Raw genomic sequence first — 23229 nt, 5'->3', positions numbered from 1 at the left:
CGTCATCGGATTTTCTGGAGAAGGGGAATAACATGTCCTTTTACATCAAAGACCTGCTGCAGCTGTCTACGGGGGTGCGCCGGTTCCTCATAAGCGAGGCTTTCTATGGTATCGGAATCGGCCTCTATACGCTCGTCCTGAATCTGCATCTGCTCTTCCGGGGGCTTAGGGAAGACGAGATCGGCGCGTTGGTGTCGATGGGCATTCTGATCATGGGCGTGCTCGCCATTCCGGTATCCCTGCTCGCTAACCGGACCGGAAGAAAAAAACTGCTGGTTACCGGCGTATTCTTTATCGCCGCAGGCAATGTGCTGTTTGCCGTCAGCGATGATTTGCTGTGGTTCTATGCAGCTCAAATATTGGTGTCTGCCGGCTTGACGCTTGTGGAGACGACGGAGATTCAGCTTCTCTTCCATTATTGCCGTTCCCGCAAGGAGGAGGCGCGTGCATTTTCCTTGATGTTTGCCGTTTTTACGGCTTTCACGGGTCTCGGAACGCTGGCAGCCGGATATATCTCGAAGGGATTTGAAGGAAGCAGGGGCTATGAGGTGTCTCTTCTGCTGACCGGGCTTGTGCTTGTGCTTCACGGCATCATCCGGGCATTCTGGCTGCCTGCCGAGCACAGGGGCGTGGATGAGGAAGCGGCGGCAGCTTCGCCTTCGAGGGGAATCTCCAGGTTAACGGGGCCTCTATCCTCCGGGACCTTGTGGCTGTTCGCCGTATTTACGGCGCTGCTTGGGGGCTGCATCGCGATGACGGGCTCATTCCTGAACGTCATCGTGAAGTTCCGCCTGGATTGGATGGATGACCAGGTATCTCTAATTCTTGCCATCGGCGCGATCCTGCTGTTTATATGCTCATTGATGACACCGTACGTCATGGAGCGGTTCGGTTATAACACGGCCATCATCTCGGTATTTATCGTTAATATTTTGCTGTTTGCCGCTCTATACATGATTCTCCCCGTATGGCTGTTTGTCGGGCTGTTTCTGCTGCGGGGCGGAGGCGTGACCATGCTGTCCAATCTGCTGGACAGTCTGCTGATGTCGGCTTTCAATGAGAAGGAACGAAATCTGTACGCCGGCATGCGGTCGGTTTTCCGAAGTCTAGGCTCGTCCGGGGCAACCTTTGTCGCCGGGCTGATCCTGGCCAGGCAGGATTATCGGCTCCCCTTTCTGGCCACGGCCGGCGTGCTGCTCCTATGCGGCCTGTATTACGTATGGTGGATTCGTCCGGTCTTATCCAAGAGATTAAACAGCAGCATAGAATCATGAATGTGAAGGGCCGTCTAAAAGGGAATTCCTCTTTTAGGCGGCTTTTTTGCCGATTGCAGCATGCACTTTCATATTCATCTTACGACGTCGGCTTCACCGCTACAGGCTGAACCCGTATTTGTTCCAGGGAAAGTCTTGAAACATATTGACATCAAAAATTGGTACATGTTTAAATAGAAGAAGTGTTAGCACTCTGCTGTAAAGAGTGCTAAAAGAAACCTCGTTCAGATTGGAAAGGAGATTTTTTCATGGCGAAAAAACAGTTTAAAGCTGAGTCCAAACGGCTGCTCGAGATGATGATCAACTCCATCTATACGCAGCGTGAAATTTTTCTGCGTGAGCTGATTTCAAATGCCAGCGACGCGATCGACAAGATTTACTATAAAGCACTGACCGACGACAACTTGACCTTTAATAAAGAAGATTACTACGTTAAGATTACCGCAGATAAAGCAAACCGTACGCTGACCATTACCGACACGGGGATCGGGATGACCAAGGAAGACCTGGAGAATAACCTCGGCGTCATCGCGAAGAGCGGTTCCCTTGCATTCAAGAGTGAGAATGAAGCGAAGGACGGCCACAACATTATCGGCCAGTTCGGCGTTGGCTTCTACTCCGCTTTCATGGTGGCCGATGTTGTTACCGTAACCAGCAGAGCCCTCGGCAGCGACGAAGCATTCAAGTGGGAATCCGAAGGCGCGGACGGATACACCATTACGCCGGCCGAGAAGGATGCTGTCGGAACCGAGATCGTGCTGAAGATCAAGGAGAACACGGAAGACGATCAGTATGACGAGTACTTGGAAGAATATCGCCTAAGAGCGATCATTAAGAAGTACTCCGATTTCATCCGTTATCCGATCAAGATGGACGTGAAAACGCAGCGTCCTAAGGCAGATGCCGAGAACGAGTTCGAGGAAATCCAGGAAGAGCAGACCATCAACAGCATGGTGCCGATCTGGCGCAAGAATAAAAGCGAGCTGACCGACGCGGATTACGAGAATTTCTACAATGAGAAGCGTTACGGCTTCGATAAACCGCTCAAACACATTCACGTCAAAGCGGACGGTGCCGTGGTATACAACGCGATTTTGTTCATTCCCGAGAATACGCCATTCGATTATTACACCAAGGAATACGAGAAAGGGCTGGAGCTCTATTCCAACGGCGTCTTGATCATGGACAAATGCGGTGACCTCCTGCCGGACTACTTCAGCTTCGTGAAAGGGATGGTTGATTCCGAGGATCTGTCGCTGAACATCTCCCGCGAGATGCTCCAGCATGACCGTCAGCTGACGCTGATTGCAAAGAACATCAAGAGCAAAGTGAAAAGCGCGCTGCAGGGTATGATGAAGGACGAGCGGGAGAACTACGAGAAGTTCTTCGCATCCTTCGGCAGAGGCTTGAAATTCGGCGTCTATAACGATTACGGCATGAACAAGGAAGATCTTCAGGATCTGCTGCTGTTTACTTCCTCCAAGGAGAAGAAGCTGGTCTCGCTGGATGAGTACGTGTCGAGAATGCCGGAAGATCAGAAATATATCTATTATGCTTCCGGGGATTCCATCGACCGGATCGAGAAGCTCCCGCAGACGGAAATGGTGCTCGATAAAGGTTATGAAATTCTGTACTTTACCGACGATGTCGATGAGTTTGCAATCAAGATGCTCATGAAATACAAGGAGAAGGAATTCAAGTCGGTATCCAGCGGCGATCTTGGCCTCGACTCCGAGGCGGACAAACAGGAGAATGAAGCTGAAGATAACGACAATAGGGAACTCTTTGAAGCCATGGGCAGTCTCTTGGCTGGCAAGGTAAAATCCGTTAAAGCCTCCAAACGACTGAAATCCCATCCGGTATGCCTGTCCACGGAGGGCGATGTCTCGATCGAGATGGAGAAAATATTGAAGGCGATGCCGAACGGACAGGATATCCAAGCCGACAAGGTGCTGGAGATTAACACGAACCATGAAGTATTCCAATCCCTGAAGACGCTGCAAGCCGATCAGGATAAGCTGAAGCTCTACACGAATCTGCTGTACAATCAGGCGCTGCTGATCGAAGGCTTGCCGATTGCCGATCCGGTGGAGTTCACGAACGATATTTGCAAAATCATGGTGTAACCGTCGCAGCTAAGCTCATGCGATGATAACAAACAAACCCGAAACGCTGGTAAGGTACCAGGGGATCGGGTTTGTTTTTTTCTGCATAATCACCTGAACACGGTACGGCTCGTTACACCACGTCCGCGGCAAGATCCGATAACAATCCGTTCTCGGGCGCCATACTCAAGAGGTCATATACCGATATGGGGAACATCGGAAAGCCGACATAGTATGGCGTGATGGCATATAGCGGATAGAAGATGACCAGGGACTTATCCGCCAGATAGAAGTCCTGATTTGGCGAAACGGTAACCGGACGGTTCTCCAGCACAGGAATGCCCCGTTCCTTGATCTGTCGGTTCACTTCGGCGGCCAAGACGGTTTGATAGCTGGAGTCTGGACGGAACAGGTCGGATAAAGCGTAGGATTGTCCGTTAGCCGTGGAAAAGGTCAGTCCTTTTGTCACCGTATACCCGTGCGCCATATGCTCGGAGTAGGTGTAGTTGGTCAGCACGAGGCTAAGAATGCCGCGCTCGTTCGTTTTAATCTCAAAGGTGCCTGTCGTTTGCGGGTTGGTGCCGGTCTGAACCTGCTGCTGTTCACGCTGCATATCCTGGATTTGAAGAATAATGGCCCGGTTGATGGCTTCTTCTGCTCCAGGATTCAGGAGGCCGTATACCTGCGGATAATGAATCACGAGACCGGGTGCCGTATGCGTGAGGGTATGGATGTTCACCGGCGGTACATATTGCGCCATGCGTACCATCGCTCCAATCTAACATCAGATACGTTAGCCTATTCGGAAGCGGGCGCGGAGGTTACGAAGCCGGAGGGTCGGAAGTCGGAACCTCGGAGGCCGGCGGGCTTGGAAGCTTGGAAGCTCGGAAGCTCGGTCATCCCTTCGGAACGGCTTTCGGGCAGACAGAGCGCTCTTATGCGGCAGTCCCGGTCCGCGGCGTGTTTGCCTGAAATCGGATATCCATCACTCTTTGTCCGCAACGCCGGGCGAAAGCAGTCTTCTTACAAAGACCGCGAATATGATTAAGGATACGACAACCGACACGGCCGTTACCGTAAACAGATATGCATAGCCGATACGCTCGGAGACCAGGCCCAACACGATGGCGCCAAGTCCAATGCCGAGATCGAACGCCGTCATGAACGAGGCGTTGGCTGCGCCTCTCCGGTTCTCCGGAGCAATGCGCAGGGTGGCTGCTTGGAGAGCGGGCTGGGCCGAACCGAAGCCGATACCGTACAGAATGGCAGCTGTAATCAGTCCGGGCAATCCGCTCGACAGGCTTAAAACGATCAGAGCCGCCGCCGTTACGACAAGGGACGGAATGATGACAGCCGCTTCACCGAAACGGTCCGACAGCTTCCCGGCAAAGGGCCTGATCAAGGTAAGAGCGACGGCGTACACCAGGAAAAAGGTTCCCGGATTGACCCGGATGGACTCGGCAAACAACGGGAGAAAGGTCGTAATTCCCCCATAGGCGACGGCCAGGAAAAAGATGGCGACCGTGACCGGGAGAACGGATTTCTCGACCAACTGAATTCGCCCTGCCGAAGGTTTGGCTTGATAAGGGGCTCTGGTCATGTAGGCCAGTATGAAGGCAATCAGAGAGAGCCCGGTAGCAACAAGAAACAACGTCCGAAACGAATACCCGCTGACGATAAAAGTCCCCAGCATGGGGCCGATGGCCATCGCCACCGTCATCGCCATACCGTACCAGCCCATGCCTTCCCCACGACGGGAGGTCGGGATTAAATCCGTAATGACCGTTCCGATGGAGGTTGTCGAGAAAGCCCAGCTCGCGCCGTGCAGGATCCGCAGCGCAAGCAGAAGCAGAATGCTGCCAACCCAATCGTAAAGATACATCGAAAGAACAAAGAAGATAAGACCCCATACGTAAAAAGCTCTTCTGCCGTACCGGTCCACCAATCCGCCGACCATCGGGCGAAAGACCACAGCCGTCAGCGTGAACGCACCGGCTGCCAATCCCACCTGGGTTTCGGAGCCGCCTAAATGCTTGATATACAGCGGAAGCGTGGGCAGCAGCAGATAGAAGCCCGTAAACAGAAACAACATTCCGACCGTCATCTGAATAAACGGCTTCGTCCATAAACGTTCCATCCTATATCCCTCCTTATGTCCAATGTATAAAACGTTTGAACGCTAGTCCTCTTCGGAATTGACAGCCGCCATTTCATTCTTGATCCACTCGATATTCGTCATTCCCATCTGCTTCCGGTGATCCAGCACCCTCAGCAATTGAAGACGCTGTTTCTCAGGCTCAGGTTTATAAAACGTGATCTCCGCTTCAAAGTCCGTCACATGTTTCAGGTTGGTCTCCAGATAAATCAAGTACTGCTCTAGACAAGCGAGCCGAACCTTCTTTGGAACATACCTGAAATACACCATCTTGAAATGGAATATTTGCTCCGTATCCATGTTGTATTCCAGGGGGTTCTCCATAAGGTCGAGAAACTTCTTCCGTCCGGAATCGGTAATCCCGTAGATTTTCCGGGGGCGTTTGCCTCCGCCGGATTCATCCAGACGAAGATGGATCCACTCGTGATCCACCATCCGGGAGAGCAGGGGATATAACGTACCGGAACTAATCTGGCGGTAAGGCCCGCCTGCATTTTTAAGGATCTCTTGAAGCATATAACCGTGTTTATCTCCGGTCATCAATTCACCCAGAACATAAATCTCATACATATAGCTCCTCCTAAAAATATGTCGATACGATATAAATATATATCGTATCGACATAAATAAGCAATACCTGGAAGTGAATTTCTGCAATCGATTTTCAAACTACGGTCAACCGTTGGCAGATATTCGATTAGATTATGCGATAGGTGAAGAGAAGCAAGGAGAGCGATTCGGTTATGGTTTTAAATACCAGCCTGGAGAGGAGCAGCCAGTGAAGCTGATCCCAAGAGGGACGGCTGAAGAAGCGAAGAGGGAGGGGGAAGCCAACGGTAACATGAGGCGTCTGGCAGACACGAATCCGTTATGCGCAGCTGTGAGTAAATGCATGCGCTCGATGTATGAGCAATGCCAGGCCTCTCATGCTGGCCTGCTATTTTCGTTTACAGCCCGCCTGCGTTTTTCCCGTGACTCTCATCAGGCTGTCCGTTGACCTTGTCGACATAATCCAAATGTTGAAACCCCCAGGTGCACATGTCGGTGAGTACGCTGTCCAAGCTCATTCCATGCTCTGAGATGGAATACTCCACCTTAGGCGGAATCTCCTGATATACCTTGCGTACGACCAGCCCATCCTGTTCCAGTTCACGGAGCTGATTCGTGAGCATGCCTTGGGTCACGCCCGGAAGCAGCCGCCGGAGTTCCCCGAACCGCTTGGTTCCGTCCTGGAGCAGTATAAACAGAATCAGCGGCTTCCACTTGCCGCCGATTAGTTGCAGTGTGGTCAGGATGCCGTCAGTGTTAGGCCGTTCATGTTTGGTTGTTCTCATATTCTCATCTCCCATTGGAAGTGTGCCATCGGTCTTTGTTCATTTGATGTTAGTAATGTAGCATAGTATTCGGTTAAAACCCAGTACTATTCTTTCTCGTACTTAGTACGTTTTATCGTACTATGCATGGGATAAATAGGTACGCTAAAACCGACTAAGTACATAAAAAGAGCGTACTTTTCAACGAAACCGATCCGAAACATAATGGGGGTGTCAAACAAACCAAATGAGACAGGAGAGACCTGAATATGAAAATCATGGTGATTGTAGCTCATCCGAATTTAGACAACTCGCGTGCGAATCGAGCGCTGATGGAGCACAGCGGGCTGTATGCGAATGGAAATGTAGACGTCCGGGATCTTTACAAGGAGTATCCGAATTGGAATATCGATATCGAGCGCGAGCAGCAGCTTCTTCTTCAATATGATCGGGTGGTGTTCCAGTTTCCGTTTTACTGGTACAGCTGCCCGCCCCTGCTGAAGAAATGGTTCGATGACGTGCTGACCTTCGGCTGGGCGTTCGGGCCCGAAGGCAACAGCCTGAAGGGCAAGGAATTCATGCTGGCGACGACCGCAGCAGGGGCAGAACAAGGGTATCGTGCAGGCGGGGACAATTGGTATACCGCCAGTGAGCTGCTGCGGCCGATTCAAGCCACGTTGAACCGGTGCAAAGTCCAATATCTACCTGCCTTCGTAACCTATAACGTAGAGCGGGTAAGCGATGAAACACTTGGGGCGGAGGCCGACAGGTATGTGGAGCAGGTTCTGGCACCTGCCGTTGTGGAAAGTCGATATTAAGGTATGCTTGGCCATAAACCAATAGCACATTGGCTCTTGCCGATTAAAACCCTAAAGGGCATGATGGAGTCATACGTGAGTGCGTGCGCATGAGCTGAAGCCGTGCCTATGCCTCTTATGGGGGCCTGCTACTTTTGTTCGAGGAGCTTCACCAGCAGCACGCACGTACCAAATTCGAAGGAGGATCCTTCATGACGATTGATGAAGCCATTCATTTGGAGTCCTACGACAAGCAGTGGGCGGATCGGTTTAGCGACGAACACCAGACGTTAATCAGGGAGATCGGCCCTTATACGGCCGCCATCGAACATTTCGGAAGCACATCCGTACCGGGGATGACGGCCAAACCCATTATCGATATTCTGGTTGGCGTGGAGAACACGCAGCATGCGAATGAAATCATTCCCAAGCTGACCGCTATGGGTTATGAGGACTTAGGCGAAGCGGGGATCCCCGGCCGTTTATATCTCCGCAAAAGAGGTAGGCATGCCTATAACGTTCATATTGTGTCATACCGTGGCGACATGTGGAATCATAACATCATGATCAGGGAGTACTTGCGAGCACATGCGGTGGAGGCCGAGCGTTACAGCGAGATCAAACGACGGATCGTTACGCAAGGGACCCGAACCCTGCTCCAATATTCCAATGAGAAGCATGCATATGTAGAGCAGCTTCTTGCCAGAGCCAAAGCATGGATGAACGGGAGAACAAGCTGAATAAGCTCCTGCCCGTCTCATCCTCCATTCATGGCCTTGCACTGCTTTCGGTACGCTGAAGGGGTGAGGCCATGAAATTTTTTGAATGTCTTGCTGAAATGGACATAGTCCGAGAAGCCGACGCGGTAGGCCGTTTCCTGGGCGGAAAGCTCAGATTCCGCCAGCAATTCCCTCGCTTTTTCCATGCGGACCTGCACCAGGTATTTCACGAAGTTCATATTCGTTTCGCTCTTGAAGGTACGGCTTAAATACGTGACCGACATCCCCACTGAATCAGCCACCTCCTGTAAGGACAAATCCTCCATCGCATAATTCTCTTCAATGTATCGTTTGGCTTTCTGAATATTGTGGCGAGACCCCAGATTTCGGGAGCCCTTAATCAACGCCAGCATTTCCTTGACCTTATCCTGTATTTGACTGTTGCAGGCCAGGGGATCGTCCTGCGGCCATTGATCCTCACCGATGTCCATCGCAAGAAGCAAACCGCGTTCTTCAAGAGCAGACAGCAGATCCTGCAGCAGCATATGGGCGTATCGTGACAAGCTCACTTCTTCCGGTCCCCTCGTCTCAAAAAGGGTCATGATCTCGCGGATTTGCTCCAATGCTCCCTGCTCATCGGCAGAATACAGCAGCTCAGCGAGCCTGGCTTTATAGCGCTGCTGCGCAAGCGTCCATTCCGTTTGCCTGGAGAATCGCGCTTTCCGGTTATCCAGCTCCCTGTAGGCACGTTCCAGCGTTGTATGGAACTGCGCCGGGTCGATGGGCTTCAGCAGGAAATCCGAAACGCCATAGCGCAGGGCCTGGCGTGCAAATTCGAAGTTGTCGTGGCCCGACAGGATAATAAAATGCATCTGTGGATGGGATTCTCTGACACGGCGGATAAATTCCAATCCATCCATTTCAGGCATGCAAATGTCGGTCACGATAATGTCGGGCCGGCTATTCTCCAGCATTTGCAGGGCTTCAACCCCGTCTTCGGCTTCGCCGGCGACCGCAATTGGAAGACCAGACCTCTCAACAAGCTTTCGCAAACTTAAATGAATGGCGTATTCGTCATCAATCATCATGATCCGGTACATGGTGTCCCTCCTCGCTAGTCCTATACGGCAGTCTGATTTCAAATATGGTGCTTTCCAAAGGCACGGACTCGACAAGGTGCAGGCCATACTCGGCACCGAAGGTAAGCTGAAGCCTTTGATGCACGTTCAAGAGCCCGATGCCGCTGGTGGGTTCCTCCCCGTTGTTACGCAGCATGCTCTCACCCGGTTTCTCGCGGGTTTGCAGGATTCGCCTGATCTGCCGCAGCGTTTCCGCGGTCATGCCAATCCCCTTGTCCCGGATGATGATGGCAAAATAGTCCGCCTCCGTACGGGTGCTTATCCCAAGGTAGCTCGGCTTCTTGCCTCGGTATCCGTGGATGAACACATTCTCCACAATCGGCTGCAGCGTGAGCCTGACGGCGTTCACGCGATCCAGGTCCCGTTCGTTCACGACCATATCGATTTGGAGCCTGCGGAAACGGGCGCTTTGAAGATCGAGATAATACTGGACATGCGTCATCTCCTCCCGCAGCGGCACAACGGATCCGGCATGGCCGATATTGTAACGGAACATGTGGGCCAGCGCCCGCGTCATGCGACTGATTTCCATATGATCGTCCGCGATGGCATATGAATTAATAATCTCCAGTGAATTGTACAAAAAATGCGGGTTGATGTGGGACTGCATGGAGCGGAGCTCGGATTCCTTCTGCTTGATGATGAGCTCCCGTTCCTTCAGCTGGGAATCCTGGACCTCCCGGATCAGCCGCTTCAGCTCTCCCGTCATGCTGTAAAAGCTCTGGAATACCGCGGTCATTTCATTGTTCCGGAACCGATTCATTGTGGTAGGAAGCACAAAATCGCCCCGCTCGACGCGGGCCATCAGCTTCTGGAGCATGGAGAGCGGCCTTGTCAAAGACAAAGAGAATCCGCCCACGAGCGCCAATGCAATGATCATGAGAACAGCTGCGGCCGCAAGCGAGTAATTACGCTGGGTGATCAAACCACCGATGAGATTGTTCAGCGGCAGGTCGGCGACGACCGTCCAGCCGGTGATCTGCGAGCGTTCATGCAGGACCATCTTTTCGGTGCCCGAAGCTGCATCTTGATGCCGGAAGAAGGAGGAGTCCCGGTTTTGAATACGCGTTAACAGCCCCGATTCAACTTGCGTTCCGACCCGACTCGGATCCGGGTGGTAAATCATCTGCCCATCCTTACCCATGATCCAGACGTCAAAGCCGCCCAGCGAATCGTTAGAGCAGATGGCTCCGATTTGCTTCAGATTGAGGTCGACAATCAATAAGCCTTTATAGAGAAAGGAAGAATTGTCATACAGCTTTCGGGCCACGGTAAGGGCTGGCGTGTTTCCTACCCGGCTGAGGCCGATGATTTGAAAATCGTTGAATTGATCCAGCTGCGCTTGAAAGGATCGGTTGCGTTTGCGGATTTCACTCATATCGAGCAGCCCCGGCGCGCTTTCGTAATCGGTAATTTGCCGCTTGTTTTCGGCGACGAGCGAGATTCCGATAATGTCGGACCTGCCGTAGATCATCTGGGCAAACAAGTCGTCCTCCACTTTTTTGGCAAGCTGAAAGTACGCATAGGGAGTAAGCTGGGTAGTTGAGAGAAATTGCTGGATCTGCGGGTTGTGGATAAAGGGATAGGTGGAATTCTCCAGATTGGATATGTAAGAATCCAGCGAGACGTTGGTTTGCTCGATGATACGCTTGTTGGCGCCTGCGGCAAACTGTTCAATCGCTTCGGTAGACGACTGGTACCAGAAGCTGCCGAGCAGAAAGAAGGGGAGGCCAATGAATAGGATGATCAGCACGAACAATCGTTGGTTAATGGTCAGATTACCGGTGGAAACGCCTTGGATGTTCATCGCTCTTCCGCCTTCCTCGCATTGAAGTAGGGAATGTAAGGAACATTGTAGCAAAAAAACACAAGTTGTAAATAAAAAACCATGATGCCGCAGCAAGAAATCACAAGTGGGCTAAGAAAGCACATGGGCGCATTCGGTCTTTATCAACTACAATCTCATTAATCCATTTCAATCAATCAGGGGGCGAGGATTTGTGAAAAAGAGAAAAGGGTTCTACAGCTGGGTAACGGCCTTATTGCTTATATCCATCATTGTAAGCGGATGCGGGAATGCCAGCGAAGGTAAGGACGGCACAGCATCTCCGGGCACCGGGGACGAGGAAGGGAGGAAGGTAGAAATCCTGCTCGGATATTATTCCAGCGACAGCTCCGATGCCAAGATGAAGGAGCTGATTGAACAGTTTGAGAAACAGCATCCGAACATTACGGTGAAGACGCAGAGCGCGCCATACGGGCAGTTCTATCAGAAACTGGATACGCAGATCGCGGCCGGCCAGGCGCCGGATGTATGGCTGTCCGACGGCGTCTACGTCATGAAATACGCCCAGCGGGGCGCGGCTAAGGATCTGACGGATTGGATCGCAAGGGACCTGAAAGCCGACGAGTACTACGGCCTCGATTTCAACAAGGACGCGGACGGGCGCTATTGGGGCGTGCCGCAGGGCATTCAGGTCGGCGTGCTGTTTTATAACAAGGAGCTGTTTGATAAAGCGGGCGTAGCGTATCCTTCGGATGAATGGACCTGGGAAGACCTGAAATCGTCGGCAGCCAAGCTGACGGTGGATGCCAGTGGGAAAACGGCCGAGGACAGCGGGTTTGACGCCGCGAGCGTGAACCAGTTCGGGCTTACGTTCTTCAGCATTACCGAGGGCTGGTTCTCCGTGATGAAATCCTACGGAGGCGGTGCCCTTGACGAGAAGGCGGAGAACTCGATCATCAATTCCCCTGAGAACAAGCAGGCGTTCGAATGGATGGTGGACGGCATGCAGCGCGGCATCATTACCGATCCGGTTGACCTGAAGAGCTTCCAGAGCAATACCGCCGTGTTCCCTAGCGGATCGGCCGCCATGCGGATCGGCATCTATGCCCGGGTGCAGGCAGCGAATGAAGCCGGTCTGAATTACGATGTGACGCTGCTGCCGAAGGGACCTGACGGCAAGCGGGTATCCCCGGTCATCGCCAACTCGTGGGTGATTAATCAGAAGTCGAACAATGAGAAAGCGGAAGCTGCCTGGGAGTGGATTAAATACTGGGCTACGGAAGACGATGTGCAGAAGCAGTGGACTGAGCTTGGGGAAGCTGTGCCCGTGAAAAAATCCGTAGCGGAATCCGAAGTGTTCCTCAAGGCGGGAGAGCAGCCGGCAAACCGCCAGGCATTCCTCGATAGCCTGGAGTTCGCACAGACGCTCGACAATAACGCGGTCTGGGAAGAATGGGTGGGCAAATTCAACGAACATGCCGAGCGTGCCTTCCTGGGCGATGCAGCCATCGATCAGGCGTTAAGCGAGGCGGACGCAGCCGTTCAGTCGGTTCTCGATGATTTTTATAAAAAATAAAACCAAGGGTGGAAGAAAGGCGGGAGTGAAATGGACAATACGCTAAATGACAATGCAGCACTCAAAGCCGATCCGATGCCGCACGGAAAGCCCGCCCGAAAACGGAAATGGGATCATGAGGGGAGATGGGGGCTGCTCATGGCCTCCCCCTATCTTCTCCACTTTATCATTTTTGTGGCGGGTCCCCTCGCCGCATCCCTGTACTTCAGCTTTTCCGATTACGATATGTTGAATCCGCCCGAGTGGAGTGGATTGGATAATTTCCGGCGAATGGCCGAGGATTCGATGTTCTGGCGTTCCCTGTGGAATACCCTGTATTTTGCGGTTCTATTCGTGCCGCTCCAGACCTTTCTTGCGCTCGTGCTGGCTGTTGCGCTAAACCAGCGTTTGAAAGGGCTTAAATGGTTTCGGATGGCCCACTTTATCCCGGTGATCTCCTCCTGGACCGTCATCCTGTATGTTGCCGACGCCGTATTCAATCCTCGCTTCGGTCTGGCGAATACGCTGCTTGCCAAGCTGGGGCTGGAAGGGCAAGGCTGGCTGCAGGACCCGAAGCTGGCCATTCCGCTGCTTGTCTTCATTGCGGTCTGGAAAGGGATCGGTTATATCATGGTCATTTACCTGGCGGGTCTACAGAGCGTTCCCGGAGATCTGTATGAAGCCGCGGAGATCGACGGTGCAGGAGCCCTGCGCAAATTCCGCTACATTACGGTTCCGTTGATCTCGCCGACAACCTTCCTGGTTGTCATCATGAGCACGATCTCTACCTTCCAGGCATTCGAACAGATCTACGTGCTGACCGGCAGGGGCGACATCAGCTCGGCTGGAGGCCCGAATAACTCCAGCTTGGTCATGATGCTGTATTTATATCGCGAAGGGTTCACGTTTATGAGGATGGGTTATGCTTCCGCCATTGCTTGGGTGCTGTTCATGATCCTGTTCCTGCTGACGCTGATACAGCTAAGGGCTCAGAAGAAGTGGGTGCACTATGACTGATCAAGCGGTCAAGATGGAACTGCAGATTGGGAACTGCATCGGGGAAAGGAGGAGCCGCAAATGAGAAGAAAGCTGCTGGGAAAAAGTATTGGTTATGTGCTGATCGGGATCAGCTCGCTCATCATGATCGTGCCGTTTCTGTCGGCGCTCATGAATTCATTGAAAACCTACAAGGAATATACAACGGTTCCGCCACGCTGGATTCCCGAAGTATTCCAATGGTCCAATTACGCCGAGGTGTTCCGGCTTGGAAATATTGGCGGTTACACGCTAAACAGCATCTTCGTGGCCGCATTGTCCGTCATCGGCGCATTAATCTCTTGCTCGATGGTCGGTTACGCGTTCGCAAGACTGCGCTTTCCGCTGAAAAGTGCGCTGTTCGTGATGGTGCTGGGAACGATGATGATTCCGGCGGTGGTGATCATTATCCCGCATTTCATCATTTTTAATAAGTTGAACATGCTGGATACGCTCACGCCGCTGTGGATTATCGAATGGCTGGCTCAGCCGTTTGGGATTTTCCTCATGCGACAGGCTTTTATGAATATACCTAAAGAGTATGAGGAAGCGGCCAAAATGGAGGGCTGCAATCCGTTCCAGATTTATCTGCGGATCTTCATTCCGATGGCCAGGCCTACGCTGGCGACGCTGGCGATCTTTACGTTTATGGGCAAGTGGAACGAGATTCTGACGCCTGTCATTTATTTGACCTCGAATGAGAAGTATACGCTGCCCATCGGCATTCTCTCCTTATCAGGCCAGTGGACCGGCAATGAACAGCTTATGATTGCAGCCGCACTGGTCAGCCTGGTTCCGATTCTGCTGGTATTCCTGTTTGCCGAGAAATATTTTGTGCAGAACCACAATATGGCCGGGATTAAATAATGGAACGTAACTATCGGCCCGGGAAGGGCCATGTCTGTGAAGGAAAGGATGAAAGACGAGATGAAAATAGCGGCATTCAGCGGATCACTCATCGATTACAGCATCCATGAAGCGATGTCGATTGCGGCCGAACTCGGTTTTGACGGGATCGAAATCGCCTGCCGCGAACCGCATTTGAGTCCGGAGGCATCGCTTCCGCGAGTCCGCGAAATGAAGGCACTTGCGGATGGGCACGGTATGGAGATTCCGGCATTGGCAGGTTACATGGGTCATTTCTCGACAAGCGGGGATGCCGAATGTGCCGGGGCCTATGATCAGTTTATGGGCCTGCTTGAACGCGCGGTGATGTTGGAGGCGGGCATGATCCGGATCTTTCAGGGAGGGCCAAATGCCTTCCTGGCAGAGGATTATCATTATGCGAAGGCGGCTTTCTGGATTCGGAAATGCGCGGAGGAAGCCCGTGCTGCGGGAAAACGGATCGTGCTGGAAATTCACAATCAGAGCCTGGTGGAGACAACGGACAGCGCGCTGCGGTTGCTGGATTTGATCGGTGACGATCAGGTTGGCCTGATTCATGATGCAGGGAATATGTACATCACGGACACGGAATTTGGGGAAAAATCGGTCCGGCAGCTTGGAAGCCGGTTGTTTCATGTGCACATCAAGGATGAACGGCGGATCGGCCAAGTGGGCGAGCCGGGAACGTTCAAAAATTTGACCCGTCACGGGGAAGAATTCTTCCTGCAGTGCCGCCTGGGTGAGGGAGAAGTGGATCACGGCGGGCTGCTCAGGGGACTTCGGGAACAGCGGTACGCGGGTTGGCTTACACTGGAATGTGCCGCTCCCTATCCACCGAAGGAACGGCTCGCTTATGATCTGAGGGTCATCCAGGAGTGGCTGCAGGCTGTGGAGGTGTCAAACAGATGAGCGGAAAAGCACGGAAATTTGGAATCATCGGCTGCCAGCATGCCCACATCGGCATGTTTATCGAGGAGATGCTGGCACTGGGCTACGAATGTGCAGGAGTATACGAACCGGACAATCAGCCGTTCGCCCGCACTCTCGCCGACCGGTACGGCCTAGAGCTGACGGGGGATCGCGAGTCGATGCTGGCAGACGAAGGCGTAGGAATCATCGGCTGCGCGGCCATCAATGATGAGAAGATGGACGTCATAGAGCTGTGCGAGCTGCACGGCAAACCGATCATGATCGACAAGCCTGCCGTGACGGATCGAGCGGGACTCATCCGGCTGCGCGATGTTCTGGAGCGTGGAAGGATCGAGGTAGGCATGATGCTGACCGAGCGTTTCCGTCCATCCCTGCATACCGTTCATCGGATGATCCGGGCAGGAGAATTGGGGGACATCGTCCATATCTCGATGCGCAAGCCGCATCGGCTGAATCCGGCTGCCCGCCCGGCCTGGCATTTTGACAAATCGCAGTCCGGCGGCATCATCAACGATCTCTTCGTGCATGACTTCGATCTGTTAAGGTGGCTGACGGGCCGGGAAGTCGAGACGACATCCGGTTATCTGGCGAAGCATATGCTGCCTGAATACCCGACTTTTTATGATGCGGCCGGCGTGCAGGTATTTATGGCTGGCGGCATAACGGCACAGCTTTACGCGGACTGGCATACACCTGCCGGCAGCTGGACTTGGGGAGACGGCCGGATATTCATTACGGGGACGCGAGGCATTGCCGAAATTCGGCTGGAAGGCGATCCTTTGCTGTCCAGCGATGAGGTTGTGCTTGTTATCACCGATCAGGAGCTGCGTTCTATGCCTTTGAAGCCGCCGCCGTTCTCCCTTTCGCAGGATTTTCTGAACCGGGTGAATGGAGAAGCGGGCGTGATCACGCATGACGATATTTACAAAGCCTCGGAGGCGACGGTGATAGCCGATGAGGAAGCACGGATCCTGATTCGGGAATAGGGAACGCATGCGGCTTTGCTGCAAACTGAACGTAACGAGGAGGCGTAGGATACATGACGGAGGAAACATTGCCGGTTCGATTCGGGATTATCGGCTGCGGGATTATTGCGGACATTCATGCACGGAGCATCATGAACACGGAGGAAGCCGTGCTGGCCGCCGTATTCGATACGAAACGGGAATCTGCGGTCAAACTGACTGCAACGTACGGAGGAGATATCTGCGATACCTTGGAAGAACTGCTGGCACGCGAGGATATAGAGGTAGTCTGCATCTGCACGCCAAGCGGTATGCATGCAGAGCAGACGGCGATGGTTGCCCGGGCGGGCAAGCATGTGCTGGTAGAGAAGCCAATGGCGATCCGGCTTGACGATGTCGAGCGCATGATTGAGGTATGTGCGGAGAATGGGGTGCTCCTGGCAACCGTTTTTCCAAGGCGTATGTCCCCGCAGGCCCGATATGCCCGCCAGGTCATTCAAGAAGGGCGCCTCGGGAAGCTCAGCTTATGCTCGGCGTATGTCATGCTGTACCGAGATCAAGCCTATTATGACAGTGCGGGCTGGCGTGGGACCTGGGCGATGGACGGCGGCGGGGCGATGATGAATCAGGGAATCCACACGGTGGATATGCTGCAATGGCTCGTTGGACCCGTTGCATCCTTGTCTGCCAAAGCCAAAGCCGTGCTGCGCAATATCGAAGTCGAAGATACCGTGATCGCAGCCCTTGAATTTGCGAGCGGCGCGCTCGGCGTCATGGAGATCACGACGACAGCCTGCGACGGGAAAGGGCAGCGGCTGGTCATTCATGGCGAGAAGGGCGCGCTTGTCATCGAAGAAGATACGATTGTATCCCTTGAGATCGATGGCGAACAAGTTCAACTGCCTGATTTCGAACCGTTTAAAGTTATACCTGACGGCCACCGTCTCCAAATTCAAGATATGGCGCTTGCCGTTCGCGAAGGCCGCGAGCCTGTCGTCACCGGGAAGGACGGGCGGCACTCTCTGGAGATCATTCTCGGCACCTACGAGGCTTCCCGGCAGCGCAAGGAAATTCAACTACAGACCGGAACGCCGGTGTTGTAACGGCTGGAGGTGACTTTATGAAGACTGGGCAAAGCATAAAGCCTGTTATTGAAAGAGTTCAAGATCAACTGAAGGTCCGCGTTTATGACCAGCGCGAAGCGATGGGAAAAGCGGCTGCCGCCGATATCCGCGCGGCCATGCAGCGCCTTCTGACCGAGAAAGAGCGCATTCGCATCGTCTTTGCGGCTGCCCCGTCACAGAACGAATGCCTGGCGGCGCTGGTTCAATCGGAAGGATTGGACTGGAGCCGGGTCACGGCTTTTCATATGGATGAATACATCGGCCTTCCTTCGTCTGCGTCTCAGCGGTTCGGGAACTTTTTATCCCGGCAGCTGTTTGATCGGGTATCTCCGGGGGAGGTTCATTTGATCGACGGTATGAATGATCCTGAAGCGGAGTGCGACAGATACAGCCGATTGGTAACTGCTGAGCCGATCGATATGGTGGTCCTGGGCATAGGAGAGAACGGGCATATCGCCTTCAACGATCCGCCCGTTGCGGATTTTACCGATCCGCTGTGGGTGAAGCGGGTCAAGCTGGACGAGGCTTGCCGCCTTCAGCAGGTGAATGACGGCTGCTTCGCGAGCTTGGAAGAGGTTCCGGAATATGCGCTTACGCTCACGGTTCCGGCGTTAATGTCAGGTGCCCATCTGTTCTGCGTCGTTCCGGGTGCAAGCAAGCGGGCAGCGGTACAAAGGACGCTGCACGGCGAGATAAGCGAGGCCTGCCCCGCCAGCATTCTTCGGCGGCATCCGGATTGCACGCTGTACGTGGACCTGGAGTCGTATGGGGAAATCCGGAATGGATAGCCCTGGTCTTGTTCGTATGGGCCGACATTATGCAACAGATGAGCCGATTGAGCTGGCATGGAACCCTGACGGCCGAATAGAGCGGGCACTTCCTTACGACGGCGACGGGGAGATGTGGATTGCTCCCGGATTGATCGATCTTCAGATTAACGGCGGTTATGGACATGATTTCAATTCGCTGCCGCTTACAACGGAGACGGTCATCCAGGCAACCCGGCGCTTATGGGAAAAGGGGGTAACGCTGTACTACCCAACCATCATTACCAATGGCAACGAAGAGATCGAACAGTTGCTGCGGGTTATCGACGCGGCTTGCCTGGAGGATGAAACGGTCGGTTCGACCATTGGCGGGATTCATTTGGAAGGACCCTTTCTTTCTCCGGAGGAAGGGCCCAAAGGCGCGCACGATTCCCGGTATATCAAAGCGCCGGACTGGTCGTTGTTTACAAGGTGGCAGGAGGCATCGGGGAACCGGATTCGGATCGTGACCCTATCGCCGGAGTGGCCGGAAGCTGCGGATTTTATTCGGGCGTGCGCGAAGGCGGGAATCGTTGTATCGATCGGGCACACTGCCGCCACACCTGAGCAAATTCGGGAAGCCGTGGACGCTGGAGCGACGATGTCCACCCATCTGGGCAATGGCGCGCATCTGACGCTGCCTCGCCATCCGAATTATATATGGGAGCAGCTTGCGCAAGATCGGCTGTGGGCAGGGATCATCGCGGACGGATACCATTTGCCGGATTCGGTCATCAAGGTGATGCTCCGCGCCAAGCCGTCCAAAGCGCTGCTCGTCAGCGATGCCGTCTATTTAAGCGGAATGCCGCCAGGCGAATACGAGACCCATATCGGTGGTCATGTCGTCTTGACTTCCGAAGGCCGATTGCATCTCGCCCGCAAACCCGAGCTGCTGGCCGGCTCGGCCATGATGCTTGCCGATGCGGTATGGCGGCTGGCTCAGTCGGGGCTGTGCACATTTCCTGAAGCATGGGACATGGCTTCCATGCTGCCCGCCCAGGCGGTAGGGCAAACGGAAAGCTATGGGCTGAGGAGAGGGGCGCAGGCCGACTTCGTGCTTCTGGAGAAGCATAAGGGGAAACTTCGCATTGTGGAGACCGTCAAGGGAGGGCGTTCGGTTTACCGGGCGGCCCAATAAATGTTAAAATATAGAGAAGATACTTGAAAAACCCAGAGTAATATCTGGGTTTTTCCTCATTACGGACAGAAGGAGAGGGGCATGACATCGAAATGGAGAGTTCCCGTTGTGCGTAAAATCTCAGCATGGACGTTTATTTTGCCTATCCTCTTATTCGCAATCGAAATTTTGTTTGTCCGCGATGGGCATTGGTTTCACTTTTACGGACTGCTATCCACTGTCGTTATTCCGCCGTTCGGTATCGTGTTATCTATCCGTTCCTATGGAATTACCGATTCAGCCAAGGACCTGCTATTAATAGCCAGCAATGGGCTTGCGTTATGCTCTTATTTTATCTACACCTTTTTAGGATATCTAATGCTGGGTCCATAAGTTAGATTTCCATGAACAGGATGCAAGGCGTTTTGAACGATGAACAAAAGTCTAAGGCCAAGACGCAAAAATCCCTTCTTGAATTCAAGAAGGGATTTTTGCATTCCTATTTATAATGAGGCATCTGAAATTTAAACGTAGGGTTTTATTTCATTTTGATAAAAGTCATATAATCGATGGATGGAGGAACTGGACAAGATATGAGCAGCTCGTTCAATTTGCTCACGTTCCCAATCGTACCATCGCATTTCCATTAACTTTTCGATGTCTTCGTCCGCAAAGCGTTTCTTTATCTCTTTGGCAGGGTTACCGCCTACGATCGTATAGGGCGGGACATCCTTAGTAACAACCGAACCAGCCGCAACAATGGCGCCTTCGCCTATGGTTACGCCTGGCATAATCATGGCATTCATTCCAATCCAGGCATCGCTTTCGATGACGGTATCACCTTTTGGCGCGTAAGAAGCTTCAATCTGCTCTACAAACGGGTACACGGTTATCCATTCAGGATGATGGTTGTGATTTCCGCCCATTAAAATAATGACGCCACTTGCGATACATACGTAATTTCCGATAATCAACTTATCGATATGCCAACCATGGTTTTCGATGGGATTAAACAACCTTCTGGATTTTTCATCCCCCCATAGGTATCTAACGCAGCCATCTTCAAAATCATGATGATCGTAATATCCAGAATAGTATGAGTATTCTCCTACACTAATCATAGGGTTCGTGACAATATCCTTTAAATACTTAATTTCGGACTAGTGTTCAAATTGATGTTGTTTCATTCTATTTCCTCGCTTCTAAGTAGAATATATCGTTTACTTAGAAGCTCAATACAGTAGCCACATTCTTAAACCTGATCAAACGACGAACCATCGTCCTCATCCTTTTCCTAATTGTTGATGAAATTGTAACAAGGCATGTTCTTTTCGTCAAACTTACAGGGATACAAGATTCCGATAAAATAATCCATACCTTTTGCCAAATAAGAGGTAGCTGCCTCTAACCGTACTTCACCATCATCTCCGTCAGAATCCCCTTCATGCGATCCACCAGTTCCTGCGGCTCCTTCACAGTGGCTTCATTTCCTAATCCGATAAAAAATTTAGCAAAATACAACATTTCGCTGACAGGAACGTTCTGATCGAGCTGTCCGCTTCCATCCGGCTGCATATCGATATGGGGAACCGGACATAACTCGGATTCGCAGCGCTGAACGCCTTCCCGGCTCAGATCTACGACCATGCGAATATAGACCGATTTCTCTGTCCCGTATTCCCTCCAGTTACCCAGATGGATATGGCGGTGATCCCGCGGCTCGATGCCGGTTGTATCACAGGCCACGGACTGCATGCGGTCACAGCGGAACAGGCGAAAATCATTGCGCAGAAAACAATAAGCGGGACAATACCAGAAGCCGTTGCTTGCATAGATGCCCACGGGCTGGATGCTTCTCGCGGCATAGCCCTCCCTGCTCTCATACAACACCGTAACGACCCGCTGGTCGACGGCGGCATCCAGCAGAGCCCCGAGAGATTCGGCCTTCTGCTGCCTTGTATGCGTCAGAAAATCCACCCGATTCTTCATCTGGTCAATCCGGTCGCGCACATCCCCAGGCATATAATAATAAAATTTCTGAAGTGCAGTAGAGGACTCGGCTTCAAAGGGAAGAAATAGATAGTGACGCAGGGCGTGGCTGGCAAAAAACATTGCAACGGCTTCTTCCTCACTGAAGGCGATCGGCGGAAGAACCCGTTCTTTCAGCACCTGGTAGCCTCCGTGCGGTCCTACCTCGGAATAGAGCGGAACCCCCAGTTCGCTGAGCTCCTGCAGGTCCCGCAAGATCGTGCGAGACGACACGCCGAATTGATCGGCCAGTTCTCTTACGGTGAATTTTCGCATTCGGTTAACGGTCATCATCAGCTCGATGAGACGTTTGGATTTGGACATAGGATCAGCTCCGAATCGTTGGATGACTATGACAATAGTTGTCACTATTATACGCTATACTGGCCGTAGAACCCAGAGCCGCCTTATAACTAATAAATGGAGTGATGAAACGTGAATCAATTGCATGAAATGAAGCAGCTGTTGTTCGAAGAGCTGGAGCTTATCGTTCGTACCAGTTCGAATCTGATCGGCAAAATTTCGGCAGAGCATTGGGATTACAGGCCTGCCCACAATATGAGATCGCTGCAGGAACTCGTGCATCATCTGGTTTCGGTGCCTGCGACGGACCTGTTGATTCTCCAAGAGAAGAGCGAAGCGGAGATCCGGGAACTGGAGGCAGGCATCGCCGCTGACGGCACGGACAAGGACAAGCTGATCTCTTGGATGACAAAGGGACTTGCCGATGTAAAATCCTACATGAATGGGCTGACAGATGAAGAATTTATGCAGAAGACAACGAGACCCTTCTATTTGGAGCACGGTTCAACCCAAGCCAAGTGGCTGATTGAAATCGTCACGCATGCCCAGCATCATCGGGCGCAAATGTTCAATTACCTGAAAGCCCAAGGCTATGAAGTAAATATGTTCGATCTATATTAAACGTCAGGTATGTAAGCAGAGTGAGAACAGGGGTGAGAAGGATGCAGCGGCATGTACCGAGAAAATCGCCGAAGCTGCCGTTAACTGGCGAGGAGTTGGCGAAGCTGCGGTCAAACAAAATGAAGCTCATCGATATTGCGCAAATGGATATCGAGTTATTGTCCGGCGTGCTTGGTGTTTCGGGTAGCCGCGCCCAATATATCCGGGGACTGGCACAGTTTCAGACAGTTCCTTCGATCGGACCGAAAGTGGCTGAACGCGTAGTCCAGTTGGGGTATTTCGCATTGGAAGATATCAAGGATGAAGACGCTGCCTCTTTAACGGACCGGATGGAAGCAAGCAGCGGTTTCTGGGTGGATCCTTGCGTGGAGGATGCGTTTCGCTGCATCGTACATCATGCCAATCATCCGGGGAGCGGGAAGAGCTGGCATGACTTTACCGAAGTGCGTAAGCAGTTTAGGGAGCAGCACGGATACCCTCCAACCCGTCCAACTTTATCGTGGTACGACCAAAAAGATGGACAACCATAGGGTCCCTACCTTGAACTAGCAGGAGGCACTGCCACATGGCGG

Annotated in this window: 23 protein-coding genes; 15 read left to right on the top strand and 8 right to left on the bottom strand. The window is 52.5% G+C overall.

Annotation, left to right across the window (positions count from 1 at the left end):
- The first annotated feature begins 32 nt into the window (after positions 1–32).
- Positions 33–1274, top strand: a complete 1242-nt coding sequence (locus ACETK5_RS25865; protein WP_394058682.1) for an MFS transporter — start codon at positions 33–35, stop codon at positions 1272–1274.
- Positions 1275–1522: 248 nt separating this feature from the next.
- The gene (htpG, locus tag ACETK5_RS25860) at positions 1523–3400 is read left to right on the top strand and encodes a molecular chaperone HtpG (protein WP_394058681.1); all 1878 of its coding nucleotides are present in this window, start codon (positions 1523–1525) and stop codon (positions 3398–3400) included.
- 112 nt (positions 3401–3512) lie between these two features.
- On the opposite strand, the gene ACETK5_RS25855 is transcribed toward htpG, so the two are convergent.
- The 4 genes from ACETK5_RS25855 to ACETK5_RS25840 all read right to left on the bottom strand — a co-directional run bounded on the left by ACETK5_RS25855 (position 3513) and on the right by ACETK5_RS25840 (position 6868).
- On the bottom strand, positions 3513–4139 hold the full coding sequence (locus ACETK5_RS25855; protein ID WP_100540558.1) for a DUF3298 and DUF4163 domain-containing protein: 627 nt from the start codon (positions 4137–4139) through the stop codon (positions 3513–3515).
- A gap of 225 nt (positions 4140–4364) precedes the next feature.
- The gene (locus ACETK5_RS25850; RefSeq protein ID WP_326116179.1) at positions 4365–5516 is read right to left on the bottom strand and encodes an MFS transporter; all 1152 of its coding nucleotides are present in this window, start codon (positions 5514–5516) and stop codon (positions 4365–4367) included.
- 42 nt (positions 5517–5558) lie between these two features.
- A complete protein-coding gene (locus ACETK5_RS25845; RefSeq protein ID WP_100540561.1) occupies positions 5559–6104 on the bottom strand; it encodes a PadR family transcriptional regulator in 546 nt (181 codons plus the stop codon).
- Between the two features lie 377 nt (positions 6105–6481).
- The gene (locus ACETK5_RS25840) at positions 6482–6868 is read right to left on the bottom strand and encodes a winged helix-turn-helix transcriptional regulator (protein WP_326117261.1); all 387 of its coding nucleotides are present in this window, start codon (positions 6866–6868) and stop codon (positions 6482–6484) included.
- Between the two features lie 248 nt (positions 6869–7116).
- Between ACETK5_RS25840 and ACETK5_RS25835 the strand changes: the two genes are divergently transcribed.
- Both ACETK5_RS25835 and ACETK5_RS25830 read left to right on the top strand, forming a co-directional pair.
- Complete coding sequence (locus ACETK5_RS25835) at positions 7117–7665, top strand: NAD(P)H-dependent oxidoreductase (RefSeq protein WP_326117260.1); 549 nt, start codon at positions 7117–7119, stop codon at positions 7663–7665.
- Between the two features lie 191 nt (positions 7666–7856).
- Positions 7857–8384, top strand: coding sequence for a GrpB family protein (locus tag ACETK5_RS25830; RefSeq protein WP_100540845.1), 528 nt, complete (start codon positions 7857–7859; stop codon positions 8382–8384).
- 17 nt (positions 8385–8401) lie between these two features.
- On the opposite strand, the gene ACETK5_RS25825 is transcribed toward ACETK5_RS25830, so the two are convergent.
- Positions 8402–9463, bottom strand: coding sequence for a response regulator transcription factor (locus tag ACETK5_RS25825; RefSeq protein WP_394058677.1), 1062 nt, complete (start codon positions 9461–9463; stop codon positions 8402–8404).
- Positions 9441–11309 carry a sensor histidine kinase gene (locus ACETK5_RS25820; RefSeq protein WP_394058675.1) on the bottom strand — a complete coding sequence of 623 codons (1869 nt, stop codon included), beginning with the start codon at positions 11307–11309 and terminating at the stop codon, positions 9441–9443. The genes ACETK5_RS25825 and ACETK5_RS25820 overlap by 23 nt, the downstream gene beginning before the upstream one ends.
- 193 nt (positions 11310–11502) lie before the next feature.
- On the opposite strand from ACETK5_RS25820, the gene ACETK5_RS25815 reads away from it, so the two are divergent.
- From ACETK5_RS25815 to ACETK5_RS25775, 9 genes are all read left to right on the top strand, one after another.
- The gene (locus ACETK5_RS25815) at positions 11503–12864 is read left to right on the top strand and encodes an ABC transporter substrate-binding protein (RefSeq protein WP_394058673.1); all 1362 of its coding nucleotides are present in this window, start codon (positions 11503–11505) and stop codon (positions 12862–12864) included.
- Positions 12865–12894: 30 nt separating this feature from the next.
- Positions 12895–13860 (top strand): carbohydrate ABC transporter permease, encoded by a 966-nt coding sequence (locus ACETK5_RS25810; protein ID WP_012819332.1) that lies wholly within the window; start codon positions 12895–12897, stop codon positions 13858–13860.
- 60 nt (positions 13861–13920) lie between these two features.
- The gene (locus ACETK5_RS25805; protein ID WP_100540568.1) at positions 13921–14745 is read left to right on the top strand and encodes a carbohydrate ABC transporter permease; all 825 of its coding nucleotides are present in this window, start codon (positions 13921–13923) and stop codon (positions 14743–14745) included.
- Positions 14746–14805: 60 nt separating this feature from the next.
- Positions 14806–15672, top strand: a complete 867-nt coding sequence (locus ACETK5_RS25800; protein WP_394058671.1) for a sugar phosphate isomerase/epimerase family protein — start codon at positions 14806–14808, stop codon at positions 15670–15672.
- A complete protein-coding gene (locus tag ACETK5_RS25795; RefSeq protein ID WP_326116173.1) occupies positions 15669–16679 on the top strand; it encodes a Gfo/Idh/MocA family protein in 1011 nt (336 codons plus the stop codon). The genes ACETK5_RS25800 and ACETK5_RS25795 overlap by 4 nt, the downstream gene beginning before the upstream one ends.
- A 53-nt stretch (positions 16680–16732) precedes the next feature.
- Positions 16733–17761: a Gfo/Idh/MocA family protein gene (locus ACETK5_RS25790; protein WP_100540570.1), complete on the top strand. Its 1029-nt coding sequence runs from the start codon at positions 16733–16735 to the stop codon at positions 17759–17761.
- Positions 17762–17778: 17 nt separating this feature from the next.
- A complete protein-coding gene (locus ACETK5_RS25785) occupies positions 17779–18570 on the top strand; it encodes a glucosamine-6-phosphate deaminase (RefSeq protein WP_100540571.1) in 792 nt (263 codons plus the stop codon).
- Positions 18571–18586: 16 nt separating this feature from the next.
- The gene (locus tag ACETK5_RS25780) at positions 18587–19726 is read left to right on the top strand and encodes an N-acetylglucosamine-6-phosphate deacetylase (protein WP_394058668.1); all 1140 of its coding nucleotides are present in this window, start codon (positions 18587–18589) and stop codon (positions 19724–19726) included.
- Between the two features lie 81 nt (positions 19727–19807).
- Entirely contained in the window at positions 19808–20098 is a 291-nt protein-coding gene (locus ACETK5_RS25775; RefSeq protein ID WP_100540573.1) for a hypothetical protein, read from the top strand.
- 131 nt (positions 20099–20229) lie between these two features.
- On the opposite strand, the gene ACETK5_RS25770 is transcribed toward ACETK5_RS25775, so the two are convergent.
- On the bottom strand, positions 20230–20826 hold the full coding sequence (locus ACETK5_RS25770; protein ID WP_394058665.1) for a CatB-related O-acetyltransferase: 597 nt from the start codon (positions 20824–20826) through the stop codon (positions 20230–20232).
- A gap of 283 nt (positions 20827–21109) precedes the next feature.
- Positions 21110–22057, bottom strand: coding sequence for a helix-turn-helix transcriptional regulator (locus tag ACETK5_RS25765; RefSeq protein ID WP_100540575.1), 948 nt, complete (start codon positions 22055–22057; stop codon positions 21110–21112).
- A 111-nt stretch (positions 22058–22168) separates the two neighbouring features.
- Between ACETK5_RS25765 and ACETK5_RS25760 the strand changes: the two genes are divergently transcribed.
- Both ACETK5_RS25760 and ACETK5_RS25755 read left to right on the top strand, forming a co-directional pair.
- Positions 22169–22657 carry a DinB family protein gene (locus ACETK5_RS25760; protein ID WP_394058663.1) on the top strand — a complete coding sequence of 163 codons (489 nt, stop codon included), beginning with the start codon at positions 22169–22171 and terminating at the stop codon, positions 22655–22657.
- Between the two features lie 41 nt (positions 22658–22698).
- Positions 22699–23187, top strand: a complete 489-nt coding sequence (locus ACETK5_RS25755; protein WP_394058661.1) for a helix-hairpin-helix domain-containing protein — start codon at positions 22699–22701, stop codon at positions 23185–23187.
- Positions 23188–23229 lie beyond the last annotated feature (42 nt).

Origin of the sequence: Paenibacillus ilasis (assembly GCF_043195395.1) — a bacterium.
GTDB lineage: Bacteria > Bacillota > Bacilli > Paenibacillales > Paenibacillaceae > Paenibacillus_AQ > Paenibacillus_AQ lautus.
The sequence above is the reverse complement of the archived record's forward strand: the minus strand, read 5'-3'. Positions and strand labels throughout refer to the sequence as shown.

Coding starts and splice junctions, on each gene's coding strand:
- ACETK5_RS25755 (WP_394058661.1), top strand. CDS start 22,699: ATGCAGCGGCATGTACCGAGAAAATCGCCGAAGCTGCCGTTAACTGGC.
- ACETK5_RS25810 (WP_012819332.1), top strand. CDS start 12,895: ATGGACAATACGCTAAATGACAATGCAGCACTCAAAGCCGATCCGATG.
- ACETK5_RS25785 (WP_100540571.1), top strand. CDS start 17,779: ATGAAGACTGGGCAAAGCATAAAGCCTGTTATTGAAAGAGTTCAAGAT.
- htpG (WP_394058681.1), top strand. CDS start 1,523: ATGGCGAAAAAACAGTTTAAAGCTGAGTCCAAACGGCTGCTCGAGATG.
- ACETK5_RS25790 (WP_100540570.1), top strand. CDS start 16,733: ATGACGGAGGAAACATTGCCGGTTCGATTCGGGATTATCGGCTGCGGG.
- ACETK5_RS25805 (WP_100540568.1), top strand. CDS start 13,921: ATGAGAAGAAAGCTGCTGGGAAAAAGTATTGGTTATGTGCTGATCGGG.
- ACETK5_RS25770 (WP_394058665.1), bottom strand. CDS start 20,826: ATGATTAGTGTAGGAGAATACTCATACTATTCTGGATATTACGATCAT.
- ACETK5_RS25830 (WP_100540845.1), top strand. CDS start 7,857: ATGACGATTGATGAAGCCATTCATTTGGAGTCCTACGACAAGCAGTGG.
- ACETK5_RS25820 (WP_394058675.1), bottom strand. CDS start 11,309: ATGAACATCCAAGGCGTTTCCACCGGTAATCTGACCATTAACCAACGA.
- ACETK5_RS25840 (WP_326117261.1), bottom strand. CDS start 6,868: ATGAGAACAACCAAACATGAACGGCCTAACACTGACGGCATCCTGACC.
- ACETK5_RS25780 (WP_394058668.1), top strand. CDS start 18,587: ATGGGCCGACATTATGCAACAGATGAGCCGATTGAGCTGGCATGGAAC.
- ACETK5_RS25775 (WP_100540573.1), top strand. CDS start 19,808: ATGACATCGAAATGGAGAGTTCCCGTTGTGCGTAAAATCTCAGCATGG.
- ACETK5_RS25800 (WP_394058671.1), top strand. CDS start 14,806: ATGAAAATAGCGGCATTCAGCGGATCACTCATCGATTACAGCATCCAT.
- ACETK5_RS25835 (WP_326117260.1), top strand. CDS start 7,117: ATGAAAATCATGGTGATTGTAGCTCATCCGAATTTAGACAACTCGCGT.
- ACETK5_RS25865 (WP_394058682.1), top strand. CDS start 33: ATGTCCTTTTACATCAAAGACCTGCTGCAGCTGTCTACGGGGGTGCGC.
- ACETK5_RS25850 (WP_326116179.1), bottom strand. CDS start 5,516: ATGGAACGTTTATGGACGAAGCCGTTTATTCAGATGACGGTCGGAATG.
- ACETK5_RS25795 (WP_326116173.1), top strand. CDS start 15,669: ATGAGCGGAAAAGCACGGAAATTTGGAATCATCGGCTGCCAGCATGCC.
- ACETK5_RS25765 (WP_100540575.1), bottom strand. CDS start 22,057: ATGTCCAAATCCAAACGTCTCATCGAGCTGATGATGACCGTTAACCGA.
- ACETK5_RS25825 (WP_394058677.1), bottom strand. CDS start 9,463: ATGTACCGGATCATGATGATTGATGACGAATACGCCATTCATTTAAGT.
- ACETK5_RS25855 (WP_100540558.1), bottom strand. CDS start 4,139: ATGGCGCAATATGTACCGCCGGTGAACATCCATACCCTCACGCATACG.
- ACETK5_RS25845 (WP_100540561.1), bottom strand. CDS start 6,104: ATGTATGAGATTTATGTTCTGGGTGAATTGATGACCGGAGATAAACAC.